Below are 20,192 nucleotides of genomic sequence, written 5' to 3'. Positions count from 1 at the left end.
CGATCACGTGCGAATGCCCGGCGGCCTTCGCCGCCAGCAACGCCCCGTGCAGGGACGGCGTGCACACGGCCAGTACCGCGATCCCCTCATCGCGGTAGGCGTACGCCGTCGAGGAGGCGATCGCGTTGTCCCTGGCCAGCCCCGACATCCGGGTGTCGTCGAGGAACCACCGCAACACCAGCACCGCCTGCTTGTACGTCCCCAGCGCACGGGTTCCCTTACGGGTACCCCGGCGCACCCGCACGGCATGCAGCAGCGCGGACAGGAAGCGGGCACTGTCCTCAGACACGTCCAGGACCACCTCGTATACAATACTCATCAGGCGCAGAACCTCTATGAAGTTGATCTCGGAAGGACCATCTTCATACCGAGGCTCTGCGTTTTTCTCTTGCATATCAACAAGTTCGGCGTGTCATCCGTCATCGCCACATCACACTACTCAACGTCACCAAAGGTTACGCGGAAGAGTTCATTGCCTGGGGTGGCAAGGAAACCAGGAACAGGTGCCGCCCGGATATCGGAACCATTTTGAAGTGCGCCCGCCTTCACGTGGCTCGCCGGCGACCGCGACTTCTTCATCATCCCGAAGTATTGTAACCGTCATTTTCCAAGTCTGCGAATTCGGCGGAAACAGCCGACGACTCTTTCTCGCCCAGTTCCGCTATTCTGCACATGATCCACGTTGCACGAACAGCTAATTGCCCATTAAATCTAACGCAGAGCGACAATAGGTCAATGCATTGAAATCTTTCCTCAGAATTTCCCGTCTCGGCAATTTCACTATATGCTGGAAACCCTAACGATAACTCACGCTGAACATTTCGAACAAGATCCGACTCTGGCACGTCGACAACGCCACCCGCGAACTGAAATAGCAGATAGAGAAGCTCGCACCTCGATACCGATGTTGCAGACCAAAGCCCCTGAACCAAGCAAGACACAGCGGCGTCCGCGCCTGCCACCATTGGCCCGTTAACTGGAACCACGGCAGACTCAATCAAGGAGAGTAACTGATTTGCTCGTTCGGAATCACCGGTTGCCACCAACTCAACAATCCATCCTGGTAGCAAATTTTTCCCTTGACCGACTTTGGTCCAGTCATGTCGACCGATCTCCCATTCCAACTTTAACTCCTAATATCCATCTGACTGGAACGTCGTATTCGGATCAGGAAACGCATTTCTATCATGCGTCGGGCTGCAGTACAACGCGCCGTCGAGTGCCGGGGCCGGTAGCCGGGTCACGTCACGTACCGGGACACCGCTGCAGGCGTGCTCGACGGTCGCGAGCATCGTCGGCGGGAACGCCGGGGTGGCCGTGCACGCCGCACACGCGAAAACCCTCCTCGGCACCGACCAGCAGATCGGCCGTGAGACCGACCTCGTCGACACCATCACCGGCACCGCCGCGTGCTACCGCGACCTGCCCAGCATGTGGGAACTCGCCTCCTACGCCTGGGAACACGCGACACCGAGGGGCCACCCTCGACGTCGCCCGCGCTGCCGTGTCGTCGAGCGCCTTGGCGGCGAACTGGGCGAGACGAAGCCAGGCGCTCAACGCTTGCCTGCGCAACACGGGTGCACCGCGTCCGGTGACTGCGACCAGGGCGTCGCGGAACGGTTCGTCGCGGGGGAACGGGCTCGTGTGGCTCCACGGGCCCAGCCCAGCCATGCCACGTCAGGGGCGGCGGCGATCGGTGCTTGAGTCCGCCGCTGAGCGCGAACCGTGAGTGCTACCGGCCGGAAGTAGCCCTGCATGGCGGCGGGCAGTGCCGTGAGCACGGATCCAGCGCACCCTCGGCACAGGTCGGTGTTGTCGAGCCCGAGCAGTGGCACGTTGGTGCCGCTGCCGGAGTCCCCGATGCATTGGCACTCCCCGTGCCAGCGTTTCTCTCACACCGGATGGAATTTGGTGCCGCGTCCGCGCCGCTTGAGTTCGACGGTCGCGGCAGACGCCGGCCCCAGCGCAAGATCTGCCGCCTCTATCTCGGTGGCGGTCGGTAGGGCATCGTGGGAGCGCGCCCCTGGTCGCGACTGCCGCCCAATTCAAGCCGCACTTGTCGATTGGGCACGCGCCACTTGGGTCACTCTCGGCGACGCTTCCAAAAATTCCACAAAAATCCGGTCAGTCGGCTACGATTTGCAAGAAATCACTTCTTCCATCAATGGCATAGTATGCCTCATACAATGAATCGAAGACTGCGGCCAACGACTCGCCTAACGCAAATCCAACCGCCGCAGCTGCACGAGCCTTCGTAAAGGCTTGCACATAGTCGACGTCCGACAATTCTCCCGCATCGACTCGATCCTGAATATCCCATGCCGCTTCATCTAATTCCTGAGTCAAGCTATCCACTCGCCTTTGTAAGGTCAGGTCAGGAATATCTCGTCGACGGATGACGTCAATCGCCTCGCTTATGACAGGACTGTCGATTCCGGTCAACTCCACGGCACGGAGGCAAGCTTTCTCAACAATTCGTCGGCGCAAGGCGCCGGAACCCTGCCTGATCATAAGAACGAGCTCCGGCGAGATTCGAACCAATCCTGGTTGACTCATTTCAATGGACTCCCCGGCGTCGCGCCGGCACCATCAATGGCACCAGCGCACGCTTGACAGATAGGTCTACCTGCGGCGATTTCACCAGGCGTGATCCCGTTCTCTTCCATGTACTGGAGGATACTCGCCTCTGCGTGACCGTCGCCAGCGGCCACTTCCTCTCCCGGCGTTATACCGTCTCGAACACCAGCTCTGAGGTACCCGTTGCGTTCACTTGTTCCAACAACCCTTCGCACGGCACCGCTGGCATCAGTACCGTCTCCCACGCCCATTGTCACTCGCCCCTGTGACCCGGCAGGAAGCTGCCCCTGCAGCTCGGCAGCTCGTTCGCCGGGTGTATTAACTCCGCAGTTGTGGACAAGGACAGGAACTGCCTCTGCCGCAAGATGGTAGATATAGCCGCCATCCGCAGGCTCACCGGCGCGTGGGTCGCCTTGATTAAACAACATCTCCGCTGACGCTGGACCTGCGTTCCGAGCATTGGCCGCGACGTAGAAGTCGTGAGTGTTTGCGACGGTGAGGTCCCACATGTCAGCGGCACCCGGCACGACTACAATGCCCGCGACAGCTGCAACGGACCCATCAGCAGTAGAAGTAAATTGGTCACCAGGAGAAAGCTGTTCGGCCTCAATCCAAGCGTGGCGGGTGACGTTGACGGGGCTCGGTGAAACTCCTCAGGGGTACTCGCTGAAATTCCCCAGCTGAGGAGAGCAGCATAACCGTTGTCAGCGGCGAAGTGCGATCACTCCTTCGTGCGCGGTGATCGGGATCTGCGGACGTGCCGCTTCGGGCGTGGTGAGCAGCGTGACGATGCTCACCGGGCCGCCGCAATGCGGACAGTCTCGCTGCGCCGCGAGCTGCGGCAGCGGCACGGGCGGCGGTGCCGGAGCGGCTGCCGCAGGCGGCAGCCCGAAGGCCCTGACCGGGCTGCTGGCGCGTTCGACCTCCCGGCAGGCCGCGGCGGTGCGTTTGCACTCCGGTGAGCAGTAGACGCGGGTCCTGGCCTGCCGGCCGGTCGCGATGAACGCTTCCCAACAGATCGGGCAGGTCTTGGCTGTGGTGTTAGGAGACACGCGCGTTCACCGCCTTGCGCAACTTGTCCGAAGTGGACTGATGCGACCGCAGCCGGTAGGACGGCCCGTCGATGCCGACCACCGTCGCCCGATGCAGCAACCGGTCCAGCATCGCCGCAGTTATCTCTACTTTGCTCTTTAAATATCGCCGTTGAGCTGGCATTTCGTGTCGTGGACAGTGTCTTCGACTACCGCTCGTCGGTGTTGAGGCGGGCTGTGCGGAGTTGGCCGTGGGCGCGTGCGAGCGCGTCACGGAGTTGCTGGTTCTCGGCGCGCAGCTGCGTGATTCGTTCGAGCGCGAAGGCCAGACGTTGACGCAATGAGTCATCAGTGGCCCGCGTGACAGTGGCCCGGACGACGTCGGCACTGGCGCGGTGCTGCCGCAACTGCTCGATCCGGTCGCGCAGCGCGGGCTGAGCGTAGACCCACGAGCGCGAAACTCCGGCCCGGTCGGCGAGCAGCACGACGGTCACCTGGTCTCCGGCATCGGCCAACTCGGTGAGCGTCTGCTGGGCGCGTTGCAGGGCATGGTGGTGGCGTTGGCGGGCGTGTTCGGCGAGGTGTTCAGCAGGCATTCGAACCGCCCTTTCCTGCGCAGGAGCACGATTTTCCGTCGCCGCAGCACCCGCCTGAGGTGGTGAGGCCGCCGATGATGGCCAGCAGGTTCTTCTCGACGGTGCGGTTCATCTCGGCCAGGCGCTGGTGCCCATTGTGGTCGGCTTGGGTGATCAAGGTCTGGGTCTGCTCGAGCTGACGACGATGCTGGGGCAGCAACTCAGGCGTCGTGACGAAGACCGGGCAGGTCAAACAGGCTTCTCTGAACTAACGTCTGCAGACCCAACCGACGGCGACTAGTGGCCCATCCACGGTTGGCAGCTCTCGGCGGCGTGAACGCGCGCTGGGTATGGCCATTGTCTGAGTGCCTATAGCATTCCCTCCGCGCGGAAGAGCCGGTCATAAATCGCGCGCACGGTCTCCTGCTTGCGCACGTTGTAGTCCATGACGTTCCCTCCCCCTGGGACCGCCGCCCGTTTCGCGTTCTCGTACCGCGCGCGGTCCTCGGGGTGGGCGCGCAGCCAGTCACGGAACATGCGGTGCCGGATGACCTCCGGGCAGTCTGGCCCAAACACGTGCAGGTTCACGCGGGGCTCGGCCAGCCTCAGGCACCGGTGCTCGTGCCAGGACGGCTCACGAACCGTGAGGAAATAGCCGATCCGCGCGAGCGGTGGGACGTATCCCTCCTCGTCACGGGGATCGGCCACCGTCAGGTCGATGTCGATGATGTCCTTCGCGGCCAACCCCTCCACGGAGGTCGACCCGAAATGCTCGATGTCCACCACCGCTTGGCCGAGCGCCGCGCGGATCTCCGCCGCCGCGGCCTGATAGCGGCGCGGCCACTCGGCCTTGTAGGCAACGATCGCGATCGTCTCCGGCGTTGGGGGCTCATTCACCCAGGGGCTCTCGGATGGGTCGGGGTCGCGGTGTCGGGTGATCTCCTCAAAGGTGGGCACCTGTGCCAACGTAGCAGTGGCCCGCCGGGGAGCCGATCCTTTTTTGGCGCGCGGACTGAGACTTGGACGACGGCCATCGTCGCCCCTACGAACACCCGCCCATTCGGCATAACGGGACGTTGCGGGTCGTCACCTCGGCGGTGATATGGATGTCGTTCGACCGGCGAGCGAGGCAAACGTGGGCGTGCCGAGTGTGACCGCGCCGGTTCGGCGCTGGAGCGCCGCGTCGATCTGGGAAGCTTGTTCTTGACGCCGCTATAGCTGACTTGGAGTCCCTCGACTTCGCCGAGCCAGCCTTCGCGTTTGGCCTCGATGATTCGGGCTTCGAGGTTGTCGCGGATCTCTTCGAGTCTGGCGCGTTGTGCGGGGTCTGGTCGCAGGAGCGAGCATCTCACACAAGTTTAACCGAAATGATCTTGAAGCGAACCGGCCGCTTGCTCGGCACTCGGCTGTGACGGAACGTTACTGAGAAATCTTGGCGGCTGCGTGACGCCCGCGCGTGTCGCGGTTCCCGTGTGCGTCATCAGTGGCGCGAGAACGCGACAGGTGGTCAGACGGTGTAGCTCAGGTCCTTGACGATGAGGGAGTCTGGGCGCAGCCGCAGCCACCTGGTTCCCTTCTGCGCGGGATCGTCGAGTAGATAGCTGAGAAACCGCTGGTCCCAGACTGTCTCGTCGGCACCAAGGTAGCGGGCGAGTTTGCGCCGTCCGCGCGGCACCTCGAATGGCAGGATCTCGGCCTGTCCACGAGCGATGACCTGTCGGACCAATCCGGTTGAGAGGTCGCACTCGTCCACGACGAGCGCTATGGCGGGGTCTGCTCGCACCCGACGTAGCAGATTCGCCCACGGACCGGTCAGGATCCAGAACGCCTGTTCTTCCCAGAGGAACCACGTCGGCCGCACGGTTGGACCGTTCGTCGCGATCCGGGCGGTGAGAGGCTGTGACAGGAATGCATCGACCTCGAACTGTTCCCCAGCCACCTTGTGATCATCCCTTCCGTGCAACCTCGGAGTGGAGGTCGTCGACACGCGGTAGCCACTATCCTGGAACCTCGACCTCGCTGGATGTCAAGATCGCATTCTCAAAAATAGGCTGATCCCGGCCCGAGAGTTGGCCCCGACTTGCCTGCTGACTGGACGGATCGGATACTTGAGCAGCTCCGCCCCAAGGCCGAGCGGAGTTCGGGCATGCCCAGATCGGTCGCGGTATGTTGCCCGGCCAGTGTTCGCATGGCTTCGAGTTTCTGTGCTGCGGCAGCTATTGTGGTCTTGATCGCGGCGACTTCACCCAGCCAGCCCTGCTCCTTCGCCTCCGCGAGCCGGTCGATGAGATTGGCGTGGATCTCCTCCAACCGGGGCATCTGGGCCGGGTCAACCCGAAGGAGTGGACATCTGACGCAGGCTTCTCTGAACTAACGGAGTTACCCCTGCGACCTGCCGATCTGCTCATCGCCGTCCAAACGGGAGAGAGGTATGAAGCAGCGTCGTTTGTGTGTGTCGCGGTTCCCGGCCGGGCGCACCGTCCGGTCGAGCGGATAACCTCGAGCCATGCGACGAGCAGTCCTGGACTCCAACGCGGTGGACCCGTTCATCGATCTCACGGGCGCTCAGGACGTCGTGCGGGTCGCAGTTCGCAGCGGACAGCTGGAGTTGCTGTTCACGCACGTCAACATCGACGAACTGGCGGCCACTCCGGACGCCGACCGTCGATCCCGGCTGTTGCTGGCCCTCGTCGACTTCGGCCACCTCGTGCCCACCGGCGCGTTCGCCGTCGACTTCTCCCGGCTCGGCCATGCCCGGCTGATGGACGACGCGGACGTCGTCGAAGCCCTGCGGTCCCGCAATGTCGATCACACCCGGGACGCCCTGATCGCGTCGACGGCTGTCTTCGAGAAGTGTGCGCTGGTCACCAACGAGAAGCGCTTGACGGCTCGGGCCCGAGACCGAGGGATCGAGGTCCTCAGCTCGCTGGACCTCCTGCATGAACTGGGTTTCACTTCGAACCCGTAACGCCCTCCAGGCTGGTGGTCCGCCGGCGATCTCTGAGAACGCCGGGATGCCCAGGTTGATCGTCGACGTGCGGCAGGCCCAGTCGTCGAGCTGAGCGAGTTTCTCTGAACTTACTTCTCGTCGGCAGAGGCCCTTCCGGAGATGGAGCCGAACGAGGGCATACCGAGCTCGGTCGCTGTTGTCTGACGTCGTTGGAACGTGGTATCGATCTGGGCGAGCTTGTCCTTGACGCCGCTGTAGCTGACTTGGAGTCCCTCGACTTCGCCGAGCCATCCTTCGCGTTTCGCCTCGATGATGCGGGCTTCGAGGTTGTCGCGGATCTCGACGAGTCGGTCACGTTGTGCGGAGTCCGGTCACAGGAGCGAGCATCTCACGCAAGCGTGTTCATGGACGCAGGGTGATCCGAATGCTCGTGCGCAGGTTCCAACTGACACCTTTCGTTTCTCGAAGTGGGCGAGGAAGGAGTTCCATTCCTCGCCGGTCAGGGTGCGGTATTCTTCGCTCGGCCTGGTGGCGCGGCGTCGGGCGATAAACGCTCGATGGGCTTCAATCGTCTCAGCGGGATAGACAGCCTCTGGCGACGTCGGATATCGCAACTGTCCGAATACCTCACGCCGGTGGGGTGTCAAGAGTCATCGTGCCGCGCTCGGGGAGTGTTTGTAGATAAGGGAGTACCGCCAGAAAAGCCGTCGCCGGATGACGGCTCCAGGCAGCAGTCGGTGGGCCGCGCGTTTGATCTCAGGGAGCGTCATCTGCGGCATCGTCACCGGCGCGGTGTCGACCTGGGTGGTGGGTCGTCCGCTGTAGCGAGTGATCGCCCTGACGGTGGCATTCGCGGCGAGGTTGGCGGGGATCGCGATCAGGTCGGGCAGGTAGTCGACCCAGGTTGCCTGTCGATAGCAGCCCACGATCGCCAGAACACCGCCTGGCGTCAACGCCTCCCGCAGTCTCGTCACCGTCTCGGCGAACGGCATGTGGTGGATGCTGGCGATGCAGGAGATGTAGTCGTAGCGCCGGTCGCCCAGGTCGTGGCTGGCGACGTCCGCTTCGACGTAATCGACGCTGGGCACGCTCTGGGACAGGACGCGCGCGGTGATGATCACTTCCGCGGCCTGGTCGACACCTTTGACGGCGCGAGCGTGTCGGGCCAGCTGTCTGGCGAACCGACCGGTCCCGCAGCCGACGTCCAGTGCCAGCCCGCAATCGGGTGGGACGTGGCGGAGCAAGAAGCGGTGGTAGAAGTCGTTGTGGTTGAAGCCTGGACTGGCGTCGGGGCTGATCACCGGGAAAGCCCTCCTTGTCACGGTTGCTCAATTCGGGATGCTGCCGCGGTGGCGGAGGCTGATGTCGGCGGCGTAGGCGGCCCAATCACCGCTGCTGGCGCGTTGCCAGGCAACCGCGACGCTGATGTGGATGCCGAGCATCTTGGCCAGAACGGCCGCGGGCAGGTCTGTGGCGAGTTGGATCCGGCCGGCGATCGTGCTTGTCCTGGCTGCAGTCCGAGTTGTCGGACTCGTTGACCCAGTTGATAGGAGCTGATGGGGCGGCCAGGTTGTCCGCCGGGAAACAGCCAGGGCGAGGCTCCCTTGTCGCCGATCGCGGCGGCCGGTCCGGCCCAAACAGACCTTGACCGCCGAGCAAGCGGCGGAGTTCCAGGACAAGGTCGACGTCGACCTCGACGCCGCACGAGACGACCTGCCCGTCCTGATCCGGCTCCTGTTCGGCACCGGAGCACGCATCGGCGAAGTCCTCGGGCTGTGCTGGCGCGACGTCAACCTCACCGACCACCCCACCGAGATCGACGGCCAGTTGCTGCCACCGAGCTCGGTGTGGATCAACGGCAACATCGTCAACGTCCCCGGCATCGGCACCCTCCGACACCCCGGTAAGACCCCCGCCGCCAACCGGCTCCTCGGACTCCCCCACACCCACCGCGACCTACTGCTCACGCACCGACCCGCCGACGCGGCACCCGACGACCCCATCTTCAGACCACCGACCAAGCCCGCCAGCACCTTCCGCCACCCCGACGAGCTCCACCACGCCATCAGACGGCTACGCGACCGCATCGGCTACCCGCACTTCACCACCCATCGGCCTACGCCGAAGCCGGTGCGAACTGCCTGTTCGTGCCCGGCCTTGTCGACCTGGAGGCAGTGTCCTCGCTGGTCAAGGCCTCACCACTGCCGATCAACGTGATGGCCGGGCCTGGGGCGCCGAGCATCGCCGAACTCGCGGCGGCAGGCGTGCGGCGGGTCAGCGTCGGCACCGCCATCAGCCAAGCGGCGTACTCCGTCGCGCGGCGTGCGGCAGCCGAACTGCTGAGCAGCGGCACCTACACCGAACTCGAAGGCGCGCTTGACTTCGGCAACCTCAACAGCATTTTCACCCGCTGACGGAAGGAACCGGCAGCGGCAGTGCGGCCAGCAGGCGCAGGCCGTGCTCGGACGGGGAGCCGGGCGCGGCCGTGTGCAGGCCGAGTGTCTGCTCCGGGTCGTCGGTGACCGTGAGGGCCTCGTAGTCCAAGGTGAGTTCGCCGACGACCGGGTGACGCAGGCGCTTGACGCCATAGGTGTGCACAACGACGTCATGCTCCGCCCACCAACGCCGAAAGTCCTTGTCCCGCAGGGAAAGGTCGCCGATCAATTCAGCGAGCTGGGGGTCGTCGGGATAGCGGCCCGCGTACATGCGCAGCACGGCGACGGTGCCCCGGCCGGCCGCCTCCCAGTCGACGTAGAGGTCGCGAACGGACTCGTCGAGAAAGAGGTAGCGGGCCATGTTGCGGTCCCGAGGTGGCAGCGCGTCGAAGTCGGTGAACAGCGCGCGGGCCATGCGATTGCTGGCCAGCACGTCACGGCGGCGGCCGAGGACCAGGGCGGGGGTGTCGGTCAGCGAGTCCAGCACCCGCCGGACACCGGACCGCACCAGCTGCGTCGGCAGCGGGAGGCGCTGGACGCGGGAGGGCCGGGCGAGCACGAAAAGATGCTCACGCTCGGTGTCGTTCAGCATCAGCGCGCGGGCGAGTGCGTCCAGCACCGAGTCGGACGCGTGGAGGCTGCGGCCACGCTCGAGGCGCACGTAGTAGTCCACGCTGACGCCGGCGAGGTGGGCGACCTCCTCCCGGCGCAGGCCAGGCACCCGGCGGGCCCCTGGCTGCGGGGACAGGCCGGCTTCCTCGGGTGTGATCCGCGCCCGGCGCGAGCGCAGGAACTCCCGGAGCTCATTGGTGCCCGGCGATCGGTCGGTCATGCTCACCAGGCTAGGCCACACGCGCCCGCGCGTCACTGTCCGTGAGGGGTTCTGCTGGACCCCCGGTCGCCCCGACCCGTGGCCGAGGCATGCCTGTTTCGCCGTGGCGAGGGCCTGTCGCAGGTGCTTAGCTGGACCAGTAAGCAGCACGGAGTGAGGAAAGAGAACCATGAAGCGCAGGATTCTCGGTGGTACAGGCATGTCGGTCAGCGAGCTCGCGCTCGGCACGATGATGTTCGGTGCCATGGGCAACACCGACCACGACGAGTCGGTCCGCATGATCCACACGGCACTGGACGCCGGCATCAACTTCGTCGACACCGCGGACGTCTACTCGCGGGGCGAGTCGGAGGTAATCCTCGGCAAGGCCCTCAAAGGCCGTCGTGACGACGTCGTCCTCGCGACGAAGTTCGCGCTCCCGATGGGGCCGGACGCCAACCAGAGCGGCGGCTCACCGTACTGGGTGAAGCGCGCGGTCGAGGACAGCCTGCGGCGGCTCGCCACCGACCACATCGACCTGTACCAGATGCATCGCCCCGACTACGCCACGGACATCGACGAGACACTGTCCGCGCTTTCGGACCTCGTCCGCTCGGGCAAGGTGCGGGCGATCGGCGCGTCGACCTTCCCCGCTGAGCTGATCGTGGAGGCGCAGTGGGCCGCCGCGAAGGGCGGGCACCACCGCTTCCGCACGGAACAGCCGCGGTACTCGATCCTCACCAGGACCATCGAGAACGACGTGCTGCCCACCGCGCAGCGCTACGGCATGGGGGTCCTGACCTACGGTCCGCTGAGCAGCGGCTGGCTGTCCGGGCGGGCGGATCCGACCAAGGGGCATCGCGCGGCGTCGGCGTCGCACGCGTTCGACCTGGCAGTGCCCGCCAACCAGGTCAGGCTGGAGGCCGTCCGGCAGCTCACGAAGCTCGCCACCGAAGCGGGGATGGCACTGTCGCACCTGGCGACCGCGTTCGTCCGGTCGCACCCCGGCGTCACCTCCGTGCTCATCGGGCCGCGCAAGCCCGAGCAGCTCCTGGATCTCCTGGCCGGCGCCGATGTGGAGCTGAGCGAGGACGTGCTCGACCGGATCGACGAGATCGTGCCGCCCGGCACCGAGATCAACCCCGCGGACAACTACCAGGCCTCCGCACCGGCCATCGAGGACAGGCGGCTGCGGCGCCGCTGACGCGCGCTCGCGACGTTGACGGGGTGAGCGACGCACGAAAACCGATCGTCGAGATGCCGCTGCGCGTGCGGTACCACGAGTGCGATGGGCAGGGAATCCTGCTTCGAGGTGGAGTGGGCTCTGTTCGGTTCACACGAAGCATTCCTGGCCCACGGCACCGACATGGTGGTGGCCGAGTCGAACCTGCGCTACCGCGCGCCGTGCCGCCACGACGACGACCTCGTCGTGGCGCCGTTCCTGACCCACCTCGGCACGACGTCGCTGAACTTCGAGTACGAGATCCGCCGCCACGATCGCCTGGTGCTGGAAGCGACCGTCCGCTACGTCTTCGTCGACCCGGCCACGATGCGGAAGGCCTCGCCGCCGGACTCAGTACGGGAGGTCTACGCCGCGCACGCCCCGGGCTGACTCCTCATCGTCAGGACCGCACCCTGGCGAGTGCCTTCGCGAGGTGCGACGCGATCATCTCGACGTTCGGCGGGTCGAGCACCGACAGGTGGTGCCCGGTGACGGTCACCAGCTCCAGGTCGCGGCAAACCGCGTCCCACCCCCGTGCCGGCTCGACGCGGTCGAAGCGCGGGTCCCGCAGACCGTTCGGCGAACGGCAGCTCCACCGATCCGCCGTAGCTGCTCTCGAGGAACTCACCGAACCGCGCGAACCGGCGCTCCAGCAAGTGCACTTCGGACAGTCCTGTTTCCGGCGGCAACGGCAGGATGGGATCGACCATGCCCAGCAGCTCCACCCGTTCGCCCGCGAGGTCCAGCCGCTTTGCCGCCTCGAAGGCCAAAAACCCGCCGAACGACCAGCCCAGCAGCCGGTACGGCCCGCTCGGCTGGATGCGCCGCAGGTCCACCAGCTGACGGAACACCGCGGTGTCGCCACCGCCGGGATGGAAGAAGAACAGCGGTTTCACCCCGCCGCTGTCCGCCCCGGCCTCCCGCAGCACCCGCACCGGTCCGGTGACGGCCATGGCGTCCCGGAGGAGATCGGCCATCAGTTCCACAGTGGACCGCTCGAACAGCGTCATCCGGTCCAGCGGCCGGCCGGTGCGCACGCTCAGCAGGCGCGTGACCCGTTCGGCCTTGACGCCGTTGCCGCCGTAGGAGACGAAGTCCCGGGTGACCCCGATCGGCACCCCCAGGACCTCCTGCCACGCGGCTGCGCCGAGCCGCTCCGCGGCGTCCCGGGTGGCACTGGCACCACACCGGCACGCCGCTGCAGCGGCAGCCGGGCCGCAATCCCGAGTTCGATGAACAGCCACTCGCGCAAGTCCGCCAAGGTCGCACCGCGCAGCAGCAGCGAGACAGACGGAACGGCCTCGAAGTCGTGTTTCAGTCCGTTGCGGATGCGTACGGCGAGCAACGAGTCGACACCGAGGCCGGTGAGCGGAATGTCGTCGGGCAGCTCCTCGGCGGCCAGTCCCATGACCGACGCGATCCGGCCGCGAAGCTGGGCGCCGGCGAGTACGCGGATCTCCGCCGGATCGAGCCGGCGCACCGCCGCCAGACCCGGCCAATCGGTAGCCGGACCCGAGCACCTCGGCGAGCAGTCCGAACGCCTCAACCGGGCTGATCGGCGTCATCCAAGGTACGTCGAGCCCGGCAGCGGCGCCGACTTCGGCCCAGGTTCCCCAGTTGACCGCGGTACCAGGCAGACCACCCGCCCGGCGCAGCGCGACGAGGGCGTCGAGGTAGGCGTTCGCCGAGGCATAGGCCGGTTGCCCCCGGGAGACCGTGGAGCGCGGTTGCCGAGGAGAACCCGAGCCACCAGTCGAGTTCGAGGTTCGCGGAGACCTCGTGGAGCCGCCAAGCCCCATGTGCCTTGGGCGACCAGGACCGGCGCAGGGTGTCCGCGTCGAGCCGGGACACCGTACGGTCGTCGAAGACCGCGGCGGCGTGCACGATGCCGCGTGCGGTCGCGCCCTGCCCGGCGGCGGCGAGCAGCCGTTCGGCCGTGCCAGGTTCGGCGATGTCACCGAGCACGACCTCGACCCTGGCGCCCGCGGCGATGAGTTCGTCGATCGCCGCGGCGGCCACCGGGCTCGCTGCCGACCGTCCATTAAGGACGATCTTCCCCGCGCCGCGACGAGGTCGGCAGTCGGATCCGCGGCGTCCGCACCGAGCGTGTCCAGGTCAAGCCAGCTCACGCGCAGCGCCGGGTGCTCGAACGACAGCACCCGGACCAGCCCGCGCAATGCGATCGCCGCGTTCTGGTTCGCCTACATCGTGACCCGCCCACTCGGCGCGTCCTTCGCCGACTGGTTCGCCGCGCCCACCGGAACCACTGGCGGCCTGGGCTGGGGCACCGGGCCGATCACCGCGGTCCTGACCGTCGCGATCATCGGCCTCGTCGGCTACCTGTCCACGCGGTCGGTTTCGTAAGTTGTTCGTCTCAGGATCCCCGTCTCCTCGATGATTCGATCGTCCAGTGTTGGTTTGCCGGTTCCGGTGCCGAGGAAGACAGTGCGCCAGACGTCGTCGTAGATAGCCGGATCATCGGCGACCGCTGCTGCCGCGTTGTCCTGGCTGACGGAGAACACCGCCCGCCAGTGGCAGCCGCTCAGGCAGCGAGAACGGCTCACGTGTCCAGGGCGACGCACGCAAGGTCAGCGATTGGACGTACTCACAAGCCCGTCGACGATTCGGCGGCCCAAGCGGGTGACGTAGTCGTTGTCCTTCGTCGGCCCGGTCACGGACCCACTGCCCGGACTGCGGCAGAAGCCGGTATTGAGGACGCCCTGCTCCGGGTAGGTCGACGACTCGCCGTCCAGCGTGAACTCGGCCGAACGATGGCCGTGCCAGCGGCGGCGTCGTAGAGATTTCGCTCCGGCAACCAACGTCCGCCGAGATATCCGGCGAGGTCAACTGATGGGACACCCGTCCACGCGGGCCATTATGCCGGTCGCAAACTGAATGGACGACTCAGCCATCGTCGGGGACATTGAGCGGCATGGACGACTACATCGCGGTCAACAAAGCGAACTGGGACGAACGGGTTCCCGCGCACACCGCGTCCGCTGGATACGGGCTCGACCGCTTCCTCGCCGAGCCTGGGTTCCTCAGTGGGGTCGTCCGCTTCGACCGCCCCCGGCTCGGTGACCTGACCGGGTTGCGCGGTGTCCACCTGCAGTGCCATATCGGCACCGACACGCTGTCACTGGCCCGGCTCGGCGCGCGGATGAGCGGGCTGGACTTCTCCGCACCCGCGTTGGCCACGGCTCGGACACTGGCCGCAGGCACCGGCGCCAACATCGACTACCACGAAGCCACGGTCTACGACGCCGTCGACGTATTCGGTGCCGACTCGTTCGATCTCGTCTACACCGGTGTCGGCGCGCTGTGCTGGCTGCCGGACGTGACCAAGTGGGCTCGCGTGGTCGCGGAGCTTCTCCGGCCAGGCGGCCGCCTGTTCATCCGCGAGGGACACCCAATGCTGTGGGCGCTCGACCAGCGAGCCGAGCAGCCGCGGCTCGGGTACCCCTACTTCGAACTCGCAGAACCATCGGTGTACATCGCATCGGGCACCTACGTGGAGACAGATGTGGAGTTCACCCACGCGGTGTCGCACTCGTGGAACCACGGGCTCGGCGAGATCATCACCGCGCTCATGGCCGCCGGGCTGCGGCTGACGCAGTTCGTCGAGCATGACAGCGCGCCGTGGGACGCGCTCCCGGGACACATGGTCGCCGACGACGCGGGCGAGTGGCGCCTGCGCACCGAACCCGAACGCCTCGCCGCGACCTACACCATCCAGGCAGTCAAGGAATAGTGCACTGATGTCGTGTAATTCTGTTTGCTCGCGAGTTGCTGGGGATTGAGGGTTGCCTTGCTCGGACAAGGCGGAGGACAACCATTTACCTCTGTTATACCTGGTTGTCCGACAACGCAGGCTGGCCCCGCCGTAGCGCAGGTCGTGCAGCCGGAGCGGTCGGTGGCCGTGACTCGTTGTCGACGAGCGTCTGGTGGTGTCCGATCGCGGCAACGCTGCACGTGGCCGTGGGCCGGAGGCGCCGCAAAAGCCCGCCCACATGTCTGCCCTTTAGTCCCACCGGTCATTGGAGGTGCGTTGAGCTCGAAGAGTCGGAGACCGAGCCAGCACTCTGAGGGCACGTACACCCATTCGGCCTATGCCCGGACGACGTCCGAGCAGATGGCCAGGGCTTAGTCTCGATGGTGTGGCTGTGGTGGGGAGACGGCGTGAGCGCCGGGAACTTGACGACCTGCTGACCCGTGCGGCCGACGGCGCGGGCGGTGTGCTGGTGATCGCCGGGGTAGGCGGGTCGGGAAAGACGGCGATGGCCGACCTCGCGGCCCACATCGGCCGAAGCCGTGGCTTCGCCGTGGTTCGCGCGTCTGTCGTCGGTGGCCGGGACGGCCGGGCGGTGTGGGCGCAGGTACTGCGCGACGTCGACGCGCCGGAGGACCTGGTGGCGCGGCTGGTGACAGACGCGCGGGAGACAGACCTCGACGACGCTGCCCGGCACCTCGTCTTGGGTGTACGCCGCCTGATCGTCGTCGACGATGTCGATCACGGCGGGCAGCGGGCGATCGAGCTGCTGTCCGCGGTCGCGGGCCGGGCGGCCGCGGCTTCCACGGCCGTGGTCGCCACCTCGACGACAACGCTCGGGGTCGGGCGCGAGCTGACGCTGGCCGGGCTGGACGCCGGCGAACTCGCGGCCACGCTCGACGCGGCAGGCTCACTGGCTGAGGACACGGTGCAGGCGATTCTGGTTGCCTCGCAGGGACTTCCAGGGATCGCCCGGTCACTGGCGGCTGACTTGGGCGGCCTCGACGCCGGGATCGACCCGGTCGTGCACCTCGCCTTGCACGCCATGTCGAGCACGAGCTTCCTAGTCATCGACCCGGCGCTGCTCCGCCTGCTCGAGCTCGCGACATCGAGAGCGCGCGACGACGGCACGCGAGCCCGACTGCTCGCCCGGCTGGCCTATGAGTTGCTCGGCGACTCGTCGACCGGCCCGCGGCGGCGCACGCTCGCCGGCGAGGCGCTCACGCTCGCGAAGAAATGGGGCGACGGCCGCATCCTGGCAGAGGTCCTCAACGCCGGGCTACACGCGGTGTGGGAACCCGACGGTACCGACGACAGGCTCGCCCTCGGCCGGAACATCGTCGAACTCGCCCGCGCGGCCGGCGATGGTGCGCTGGAGCGCAAGGGCTTGTTCTGGCAGTTCGTGGCGTTGATGGAGCTCGGCCGGGTGACCGCGGCCGAAGCGGTCCTCGTCAACTTCGAGCGCGACGCGGCCACCGCCGGTGACGGCCAGGCGTTGGCGATGGCAGCCGGCAGACACGGGATGCTCGCCCTGCTGCGTGGGCAGTTCGACGAGGTGGAGCCCCTGGCCACCGAGGTCGTCGACCGGGGACGACGGTCAGGAATGGCTGACACGGATCGACTGGCGATGACACTGCGGGTACTGCTCGGGGTGGAACGCGACCCGGCGATGCTCGCCATCGCAGTCGAAGCGTTCCGCGACATGACACGTCAGGCTCCAGGGCACTTCTGGGGTGCTGACCTCGCACGTGTCCTGGTCCTGCTGGGACGGTATCCCGAGGCACGCACGGAGCTGGAGCGGGTGCTGCCCGTCGTGCTCGCCGGGTCGGGGCCCCGGTGGCTCACAGCCATCTCGAACCTGGCCCTGGTGGCGGCCGCGACGAAGCAGACCGACGCCGCCACGAAGATCTACGACGCGCTGCTCCCCTACCGGGGAAAGCTCGTCGTCCTGGCCGGGGCGAACTCGACCTGGGGGCCGGTCGCGCACTATCTCGGTTTGCTCGCGTCTCGACTCGGCCGGTATGACGACGCGGTCAAGTACTTCGAGGAAGCGCTCACCTTCAACGAGGAGGTCGGGGCGCTGCCCTCAGTCGTGTACAGCCTGACGGCGCTCGCGGACACAGTGACGCTGCGAGCGGCGGCCGGTGACGGGCCGCGGGCGTCGCAGTGCCGGGATCGGGCGCGGTCGATCGCCGAACGGCTCGGCATGACCGTGTTCCTGCAAGGACTGGCCCGGCCGGTGGACGAGTGGTCGCTCGCCCGGGACGGCGACGACTGGGTGTTCGAGATGGGGACCGAACGCGCCAGGCTCCGCGACGGCCGGGGCCTGCACTATCTGCGTGCCCTGCTTGCCGCGCCGGGCAAGGAAATCCCCGCCCTCGACCTCGTCGCGGGCGGAGCGGGTCTCGTGTCGACCGGCACAGCCCCGATACTGGACGACACCGCGAAGCGACACTACCGAGCACGGATCGTCGCGCTCGAGACCGAACTGGACGATGCGGATCAGTCAGGCGACACGGCACGCGCCGCCAAGGCGAACACCGAACGCGAAGCGCTGCTCGACGAACTTCGCCGCGCTACCGGCCTCGGTGGGCGGCCCCGCCGCGACACCGCGGAGGCACAACGGGCGCGGGTCAACGTGACCCGCACCGTACGGGCGGTCATCGACCGGCTGGCGGTGACCGCGCCCGCGGCCGCCGCGTACCTGCACGCCTGCGTCCGCACCGGCCAAGCCTGCCGCTACGAACCCGCGCCAGGCGGTCCCGCCCGCTGGCACGTATGACATCACACCCGACCCCGCGGTGCCCGAGGAAGACCGAGCTCGCGGGTCTTCGCGCCGGCAGCCGCGGGTCCGTACGGCGAGCTTGCGCAGCATGCGGCTCAGGTGAGTTACGACCGTCTCCTCGCCGAGCACGAGCCCCCAGGCGAAGTCCCGGTTGGTCGCGCCGCCCGCGAGCAGGCGCCGAACCTGGACCTCGCGAGCAGTAAGAACATCGCCATGCCCGGTACCGGGCGTGGCGCAATGAACCCGGCGAGCTGACGAGACAGCGCGGCTGCAAACGGCGAGCGCGGGTTCGGCGACGCGTAGTACGTCCTTCGGGCACCGCTTTCGGTGTAGCGGTAGGCAAGGTGGCGGCAATCGGGTGAACTGTACAGATTGTTCGCCGCGGATTTACGCCTCACCGGTGACGAGGGAAAACGGAGGTGGGGAACATGGGGAGCACCAAAGGACCGATCGTGGCCCGTCCGCTCTTGAACGTGCTGGCCGGTCAGCTCGGCCGGCCGCACGGCGTACTCGGGAGGTTGTTCATCGGCAACCTGCTCAATGCGCACAACGGCGGCACGATCACCGCGGCCGTCACGGCGCTGGCACCGCAAACCGGCGACATCGCCGCCGACGTCGGCTTCGGTGGCGGCGCCGGATTGCGACCGCTACTGAATCGGGTGGGCCCGAACGGACGTGTCGAGGGGATCGACATCTCGCAGGCGATGCTCCACCGCGCGGACGCACGGTTCCGCCACGACAGGGACCGCCTGCGGCTGCAGACCGGTTCCCTTACCGGGCTACCACTAGGTGACGCGTCGATCGACGGCATGCTCTGTATCAACACAATCTACTTCGTCGCCGACCTCGGCAAGGCGTTCGACGAGATCGCCCGGGTGCTCGCTCCTTCGGGCAGGCTGGTGCTCGGAATGGCTGATCCCGATTGGATGGCGAAGAACCCGGTGACGGCGTTCGGCGAGTTCCGGATCCGCCCGCTCGCCACGATCACCGACGGACTCGCCGCAGCTGGGCTGCAGGTGGCCAACGACATCAGGCCCGGCGACGGTGGCGACGCCTTCCATCTGCTCGTCGCACGGCAAAAGTCCAGCTAGAGCGTGTCTGCCATATGGCGTAGCTAGTACGGCAGCTGCACGTGCTGGTTGGGTTATATTTGCAGGTCACGGCCTAAACGGATGCGGTGGTGGAACCAGCGGGCGCGGGCTTGGTGACGTCGTCGCCACCAAGCCCAATGCAAGTGATGGGTTTCGGGCAGCAGCCGGCGGGTCACCAGGATGAAAAGTCGTTTGATCTCGGCCACGGTGAACCCGATCAGACCGGGATCGGCGGGTGGCGGGTTGTTCTGCGTGGCAGGCAGGATCGGTGCTGGGGCACGAGTTTTGGCCTGGGCAGCGGTGATCGCACAGACCGCGAGAGCAGCCAGGGCCAGCACGATGTGGCGTAGCACCGCGGTGTAGAGGCGAGCCTGGGAATGGTCGAGGCCGAAGTGATCCTTGCCGAACTCGAAACCTTCCTCGACTGGCCAGCGCAAGCACGCTACCCGGACCAGGGACATCAGCGCGACCACTCGTCCGGACGGCACGTAGCAGTAGTGATAGGCCAGCTCACCGGTGCGCAGGTGCTTGCGGATCAACAGAAAATGCCGATCGCTGGTAGTGGACAGCCAAGCCCAGGAGTAGGCACGTTCACCTTTCGAGCCGGTCACCGAACAGATCTGCCACCTCCGCAGATGCTTCCGCTTGGCCAGATGCGCGACCACGGCGGCATCGGCGTGTACCCGCTGACCGGGTGAAACCTCGGCGACGAAGGCGCACCCGACACGCATCACGTACCCGACTCCGTTGCCCTCAAGAAACCCGCGAAGCTTCCCGGACCGGCCGTAGACCTCGTCGCCGGCGATCCACGGCGGGATCGTCGCGTCGGCGATCATGTCGGCGAGAATGTCCTGAGCCAACTGCGGTTTGGTCATGAACTCCACGCCAGCGGGGATGCCGAGCGCCGCACGGTCCCCGGCGTCGGCGAGTTGCTCTTCCGGCACAT

The 20,192-nt window shown here is 66.5% G+C and carries 25 protein-coding genes and 5 pseudogenes; 11 read left to right on the top strand and 19 right to left on the bottom strand.

Annotation, left to right across the window (positions count from 1 at the left end; all coding sequences use genetic code 11):
• Together JWQ81_RS01300 and JWQ81_RS01295 are read right to left on the bottom strand one after the other, a co-directional pair.
• Positions 1-319, bottom strand: a pseudogene (locus JWQ81_RS01300) (IS5/IS1182 family transposase); the annotation flags it as partial.
• 259 nt (positions 320-578) lie between these two features.
• Positions 579-1,124: a hypothetical protein gene (locus JWQ81_RS01295; protein ID WP_297536874.1), complete on the bottom strand. Its 546-nt coding sequence runs from the start codon at positions 1,122-1,124 to the stop codon at positions 579-581.
• Between the two features lie 187 nt (positions 1,125-1,311).
• Here JWQ81_RS01295 and JWQ81_RS01290 point away from each other — a divergent pair, with 187 nt between their 5' ends.
• Complete coding sequence (locus tag JWQ81_RS01290) at positions 1,312-1,704, top strand: hypothetical protein (protein ID WP_297536873.1); 393 nt, start codon at positions 1,312-1,314, stop codon at positions 1,702-1,704.
• A 420-nt stretch (positions 1,705-2,124) separates the two neighbouring features.
• Here the strand turns inward: JWQ81_RS01290 and JWQ81_RS01285 are convergent, their stop codons facing one another.
• The 8 genes from JWQ81_RS01285 to JWQ81_RS01250 all read right to left on the bottom strand — a co-directional run bounded on the left by JWQ81_RS01285 (position 2,125) and on the right by JWQ81_RS01250 (position 6,493).
• Positions 2,125-2,448, bottom strand: coding sequence for a hypothetical protein (locus JWQ81_RS01285; protein WP_297536872.1), 324 nt, complete (start codon positions 2,446-2,448; stop codon positions 2,125-2,127).
• An 833-nt stretch (positions 2,449-3,281) separates the two neighbouring features.
• Positions 3,282-3,629 (bottom strand): hypothetical protein, encoded by a 348-nt coding sequence (locus tag JWQ81_RS01280; protein WP_297536871.1) that lies wholly within the window; start codon positions 3,627-3,629, stop codon positions 3,282-3,284.
• Positions 3,619-3,792, bottom strand: a complete 174-nt coding sequence (locus tag JWQ81_RS01275; protein WP_297536870.1) for an ATP-binding protein — start codon at positions 3,790-3,792, stop codon at positions 3,619-3,621. The genes JWQ81_RS01280 and JWQ81_RS01275 overlap by 11 nt, the downstream gene beginning before the upstream one ends.
• A gap of 25 nt (positions 3,793-3,817) precedes the next feature.
• On the bottom strand, positions 3,818-4,204 hold the full coding sequence (locus JWQ81_RS01270) for a DUF6262 family protein (protein WP_297536869.1): 387 nt from the start codon (positions 4,202-4,204) through the stop codon (positions 3,818-3,820).
• Positions 4,194-4,436 (bottom strand): hypothetical protein, encoded by a 243-nt coding sequence (locus tag JWQ81_RS01265; protein WP_297536868.1) that lies wholly within the window; start codon positions 4,434-4,436, stop codon positions 4,194-4,196. The genes JWQ81_RS01270 and JWQ81_RS01265 overlap by 11 nt, the downstream gene beginning before the upstream one ends.
• 116 nt (positions 4,437-4,552) lie before the next feature.
• The gene (locus tag JWQ81_RS01260; protein ID WP_297536867.1) at positions 4,553-5,080 is read right to left on the bottom strand and encodes a GrpB family protein; all 528 of its coding nucleotides are present in this window, start codon (positions 5,078-5,080) and stop codon (positions 4,553-4,555) included.
• 610 nt (positions 5,081-5,690) lie between these two features.
• On the bottom strand, positions 5,691-6,122 hold the full coding sequence (locus JWQ81_RS01255; RefSeq protein ID WP_297536866.1) for a pyridoxamine 5'-phosphate oxidase family protein: 432 nt from the start codon (positions 6,120-6,122) through the stop codon (positions 5,691-5,693).
• 101 nt (positions 6,123-6,223) lie between these two features.
• Positions 6,224-6,493 carry a hypothetical protein gene (locus tag JWQ81_RS01250; protein ID WP_297536865.1) on the bottom strand — a complete coding sequence of 90 codons (270 nt, stop codon included), beginning with the start codon at positions 6,491-6,493 and terminating at the stop codon, positions 6,224-6,226.
• 196 nt (positions 6,494-6,689) lie between these two features.
• Here JWQ81_RS01250 and JWQ81_RS01245 point away from each other — a divergent pair, with 196 nt between their 5' ends.
• A complete protein-coding gene (locus tag JWQ81_RS01245) occupies positions 6,690-7,151 on the top strand; it encodes a hypothetical protein (RefSeq protein WP_297536864.1) in 462 nt (153 codons plus the stop codon).
• Positions 7,152-7,783: 632 nt separating this feature from the next.
• On the opposite strand, the gene JWQ81_RS01240 is transcribed toward JWQ81_RS01245, so the two are convergent.
• Complete coding sequence (locus JWQ81_RS01240; RefSeq protein WP_297536863.1) at positions 7,784-8,434, bottom strand: bifunctional 2-polyprenyl-6-hydroxyphenol methylase/3-demethylubiquinol 3-O-methyltransferase UbiG; 651 nt, start codon at positions 8,432-8,434, stop codon at positions 7,784-7,786.
• A 343-nt stretch (positions 8,435-8,777) separates the two neighbouring features.
• On the opposite strand from JWQ81_RS01240, the gene JWQ81_RS01235 reads away from it, so the two are divergent.
• Together JWQ81_RS01235 and JWQ81_RS01230 are read left to right on the top strand one after the other, a co-directional pair.
• Complete coding sequence (locus JWQ81_RS01235) at positions 8,778-9,350, top strand: hypothetical protein (RefSeq protein WP_297536862.1); 573 nt, start codon at positions 8,778-8,780, stop codon at positions 9,348-9,350.
• Entirely contained in the window at positions 9,281-9,547 is a 267-nt protein-coding gene (locus tag JWQ81_RS01230) for an isocitrate lyase/phosphoenolpyruvate mutase family protein (protein ID WP_297536861.1), read from the top strand. The genes JWQ81_RS01235 and JWQ81_RS01230 overlap by 70 nt, the downstream gene beginning before the upstream one ends.
• On the opposite strand, the gene JWQ81_RS01225 is transcribed toward JWQ81_RS01230, so the two are convergent.
• Positions 9,537-10,400, bottom strand: a complete 864-nt coding sequence (locus JWQ81_RS01225) for a helix-turn-helix transcriptional regulator (RefSeq protein WP_297536860.1) — start codon at positions 10,398-10,400, stop codon at positions 9,537-9,539. The two genes, JWQ81_RS01230 and JWQ81_RS01225, sit on opposite strands and share 11 nt — an antisense overlap.
• A gap of 169 nt (positions 10,401-10,569) precedes the next feature.
• Here JWQ81_RS01225 and JWQ81_RS01220 point away from each other — a divergent pair, with 169 nt between their 5' ends.
• Together JWQ81_RS01220 and JWQ81_RS01215 are read left to right on the top strand one after the other, a co-directional pair.
• Complete coding sequence (locus JWQ81_RS01220; protein WP_297536859.1) at positions 10,570-11,583, top strand: aldo/keto reductase; 1,014 nt, start codon at positions 10,570-10,572, stop codon at positions 11,581-11,583.
• A gap of 23 nt (positions 11,584-11,606) precedes the next feature.
• Positions 11,607-11,991 (top strand): annotated as a pseudogene (locus JWQ81_RS01215) (thioesterase family protein).
• Here JWQ81_RS01215 and JWQ81_RS01210 read toward each other — a convergent pair.
• From JWQ81_RS01210 to JWQ81_RS01195, 4 genes and pseudogenes are all read right to left on the bottom strand, one after another.
• Entirely contained in the window at positions 11,967-12,719 is a 753-nt protein-coding gene (locus tag JWQ81_RS01210) for a thioesterase domain-containing protein (RefSeq protein WP_297536875.1), read from the bottom strand. The pseudogene JWQ81_RS01215 and the gene JWQ81_RS01210 sit on opposite strands and share 25 nt — an antisense overlap.
• Positions 12,641-13,081: an acyl carrier protein gene (locus JWQ81_RS01205; RefSeq protein WP_297536858.1), complete on the bottom strand. Its 441-nt coding sequence runs from the start codon at positions 13,079-13,081 to the stop codon at positions 12,641-12,643. Before JWQ81_RS01205 ends, JWQ81_RS01210 begins: the two co-directional genes overlap by 79 nt.
• Positions 13,082-13,253: 172 nt before the next feature.
• A pseudogene (locus JWQ81_RS01200) lies at positions 13,254-13,400 on the bottom strand (hypothetical protein); the annotation flags it as partial.
• Positions 13,375-13,620 (bottom strand): annotated as a pseudogene (locus JWQ81_RS01195) (KR domain-containing protein); the annotation flags it as partial. The pseudogenes JWQ81_RS01195 and JWQ81_RS01200, both read right to left, overlap by 26 nt.
• 87 nt (positions 13,621-13,707) lie before the next feature.
• Here JWQ81_RS01195 and JWQ81_RS01190 point away from each other — a divergent pair.
• On the top strand, positions 13,708-13,965 hold the full coding sequence (locus JWQ81_RS01190; RefSeq protein WP_297536857.1) for a hypothetical protein: 258 nt from the start codon (positions 13,708-13,710) through the stop codon (positions 13,963-13,965).
• Here JWQ81_RS01190 and JWQ81_RS01185 read toward each other — a convergent pair.
• On the bottom strand, positions 13,938-14,165 hold the full coding sequence (locus tag JWQ81_RS01185) for a hypothetical protein (RefSeq protein WP_297536856.1): 228 nt from the start codon (positions 14,163-14,165) through the stop codon (positions 13,938-13,940). The two genes, JWQ81_RS01190 and JWQ81_RS01185, sit on opposite strands and share 28 nt — an antisense overlap.
• A 368-nt stretch (positions 14,166-14,533) precedes the next feature.
• On the opposite strand from JWQ81_RS01185, the gene JWQ81_RS01180 reads away from it, so the two are divergent.
• Together JWQ81_RS01180 and JWQ81_RS01175 are read left to right on the top strand one after the other, a co-directional pair.
• Positions 14,534-15,352, top strand: coding sequence for a bifunctional 2-polyprenyl-6-hydroxyphenol methylase/3-demethylubiquinol 3-O-methyltransferase UbiG (locus JWQ81_RS01180; RefSeq protein WP_297536855.1), 819 nt, complete (start codon positions 14,534-14,536; stop codon positions 15,350-15,352).
• 358 nt (positions 15,353-15,710) lie between these two features.
• Positions 15,711-17,432: pseudogene (locus tag JWQ81_RS01175) on the top strand (BREX system ATP-binding domain-containing protein); the annotation flags it as partial.
• Positions 17,433-17,876: 444 nt separating this feature from the next.
• On the opposite strand, the gene JWQ81_RS44745 reads toward JWQ81_RS01175, so the two are convergent.
• Complete coding sequence (locus JWQ81_RS44745) at positions 17,877-18,329, bottom strand: hypothetical protein (protein WP_366942239.1); 453 nt, start codon at positions 18,327-18,329, stop codon at positions 17,877-17,879.
• Between JWQ81_RS44745 and JWQ81_RS01170 the strand changes: the two genes are divergently transcribed.
• Complete coding sequence (locus tag JWQ81_RS01170) at positions 18,255-18,410, top strand: hypothetical protein (protein WP_297536853.1); 156 nt, start codon at positions 18,255-18,257, stop codon at positions 18,408-18,410. The two genes, JWQ81_RS44745 and JWQ81_RS01170, sit on opposite strands and share 75 nt — an antisense overlap.
• A gap of 173 nt (positions 18,411-18,583) precedes the next feature.
• Complete coding sequence (locus JWQ81_RS01165; protein WP_297536852.1) at positions 18,584-19,246, top strand: methyltransferase domain-containing protein; 663 nt, start codon at positions 18,584-18,586, stop codon at positions 19,244-19,246.
• A 53-nt stretch (positions 19,247-19,299) separates the two neighbouring features.
• Here JWQ81_RS01165 and JWQ81_RS01160 read toward each other — a convergent pair.
• Positions 19,300-20,192 (bottom strand): transposase (locus JWQ81_RS01160; protein WP_297536851.1); only part of this gene is annotated, 893 nt, incomplete at its 5' end.

The sequence above is a fragment of the Amycolatopsis sp. genome (genome assembly GCF_025464955.1).
Classification (GTDB): Bacteria; Actinomycetota; Actinomycetes; order Mycobacteriales; family Pseudonocardiaceae; genus Amycolatopsis.
Note: the sequence above shows the minus strand (reverse complement) of the source record. Positions and strands in the feature narration are given on the sequence as shown.

Bases quoted from the DNA above. Each gene is read 5' to 3' on its own strand.
- JWQ81_RS01225 (WP_297536860.1), bottom strand. From the start codon at position 10,400: ATGACCGACCGATCGCCGGGCACCAATGAGCTCCGGGAGTTCCTGCGC.
- JWQ81_RS01165 (WP_297536852.1), top strand. From the start codon at position 18,584: ATGGGGAGCACCAAAGGACCGATCGTGGCCCGTCCGCTCTTGAACGTG.
- JWQ81_RS01220 (WP_297536859.1), top strand. From the start codon at position 10,570: ATGAAGCGCAGGATTCTCGGTGGTACAGGCATGTCGGTCAGCGAGCTC.
- JWQ81_RS01270 (WP_297536869.1), bottom strand. From the start codon at position 4,204: ATGCCTGCTGAACACCTCGCCGAACACGCCCGCCAACGCCACCACCAT.
- JWQ81_RS01275 (WP_297536870.1), bottom strand. From the start codon at position 3,792: ATGCCAGCTCAACGGCGATATTTAAAGAGCAAAGTAGAGATAACTGCG.
- JWQ81_RS01245 (WP_297536864.1), top strand. From the start codon at position 6,690: ATGCGACGAGCAGTCCTGGACTCCAACGCGGTGGACCCGTTCATCGAT.
- JWQ81_RS01180 (WP_297536855.1), top strand. From the start codon at position 14,534: ATGGACGACTACATCGCGGTCAACAAAGCGAACTGGGACGAACGGGTT.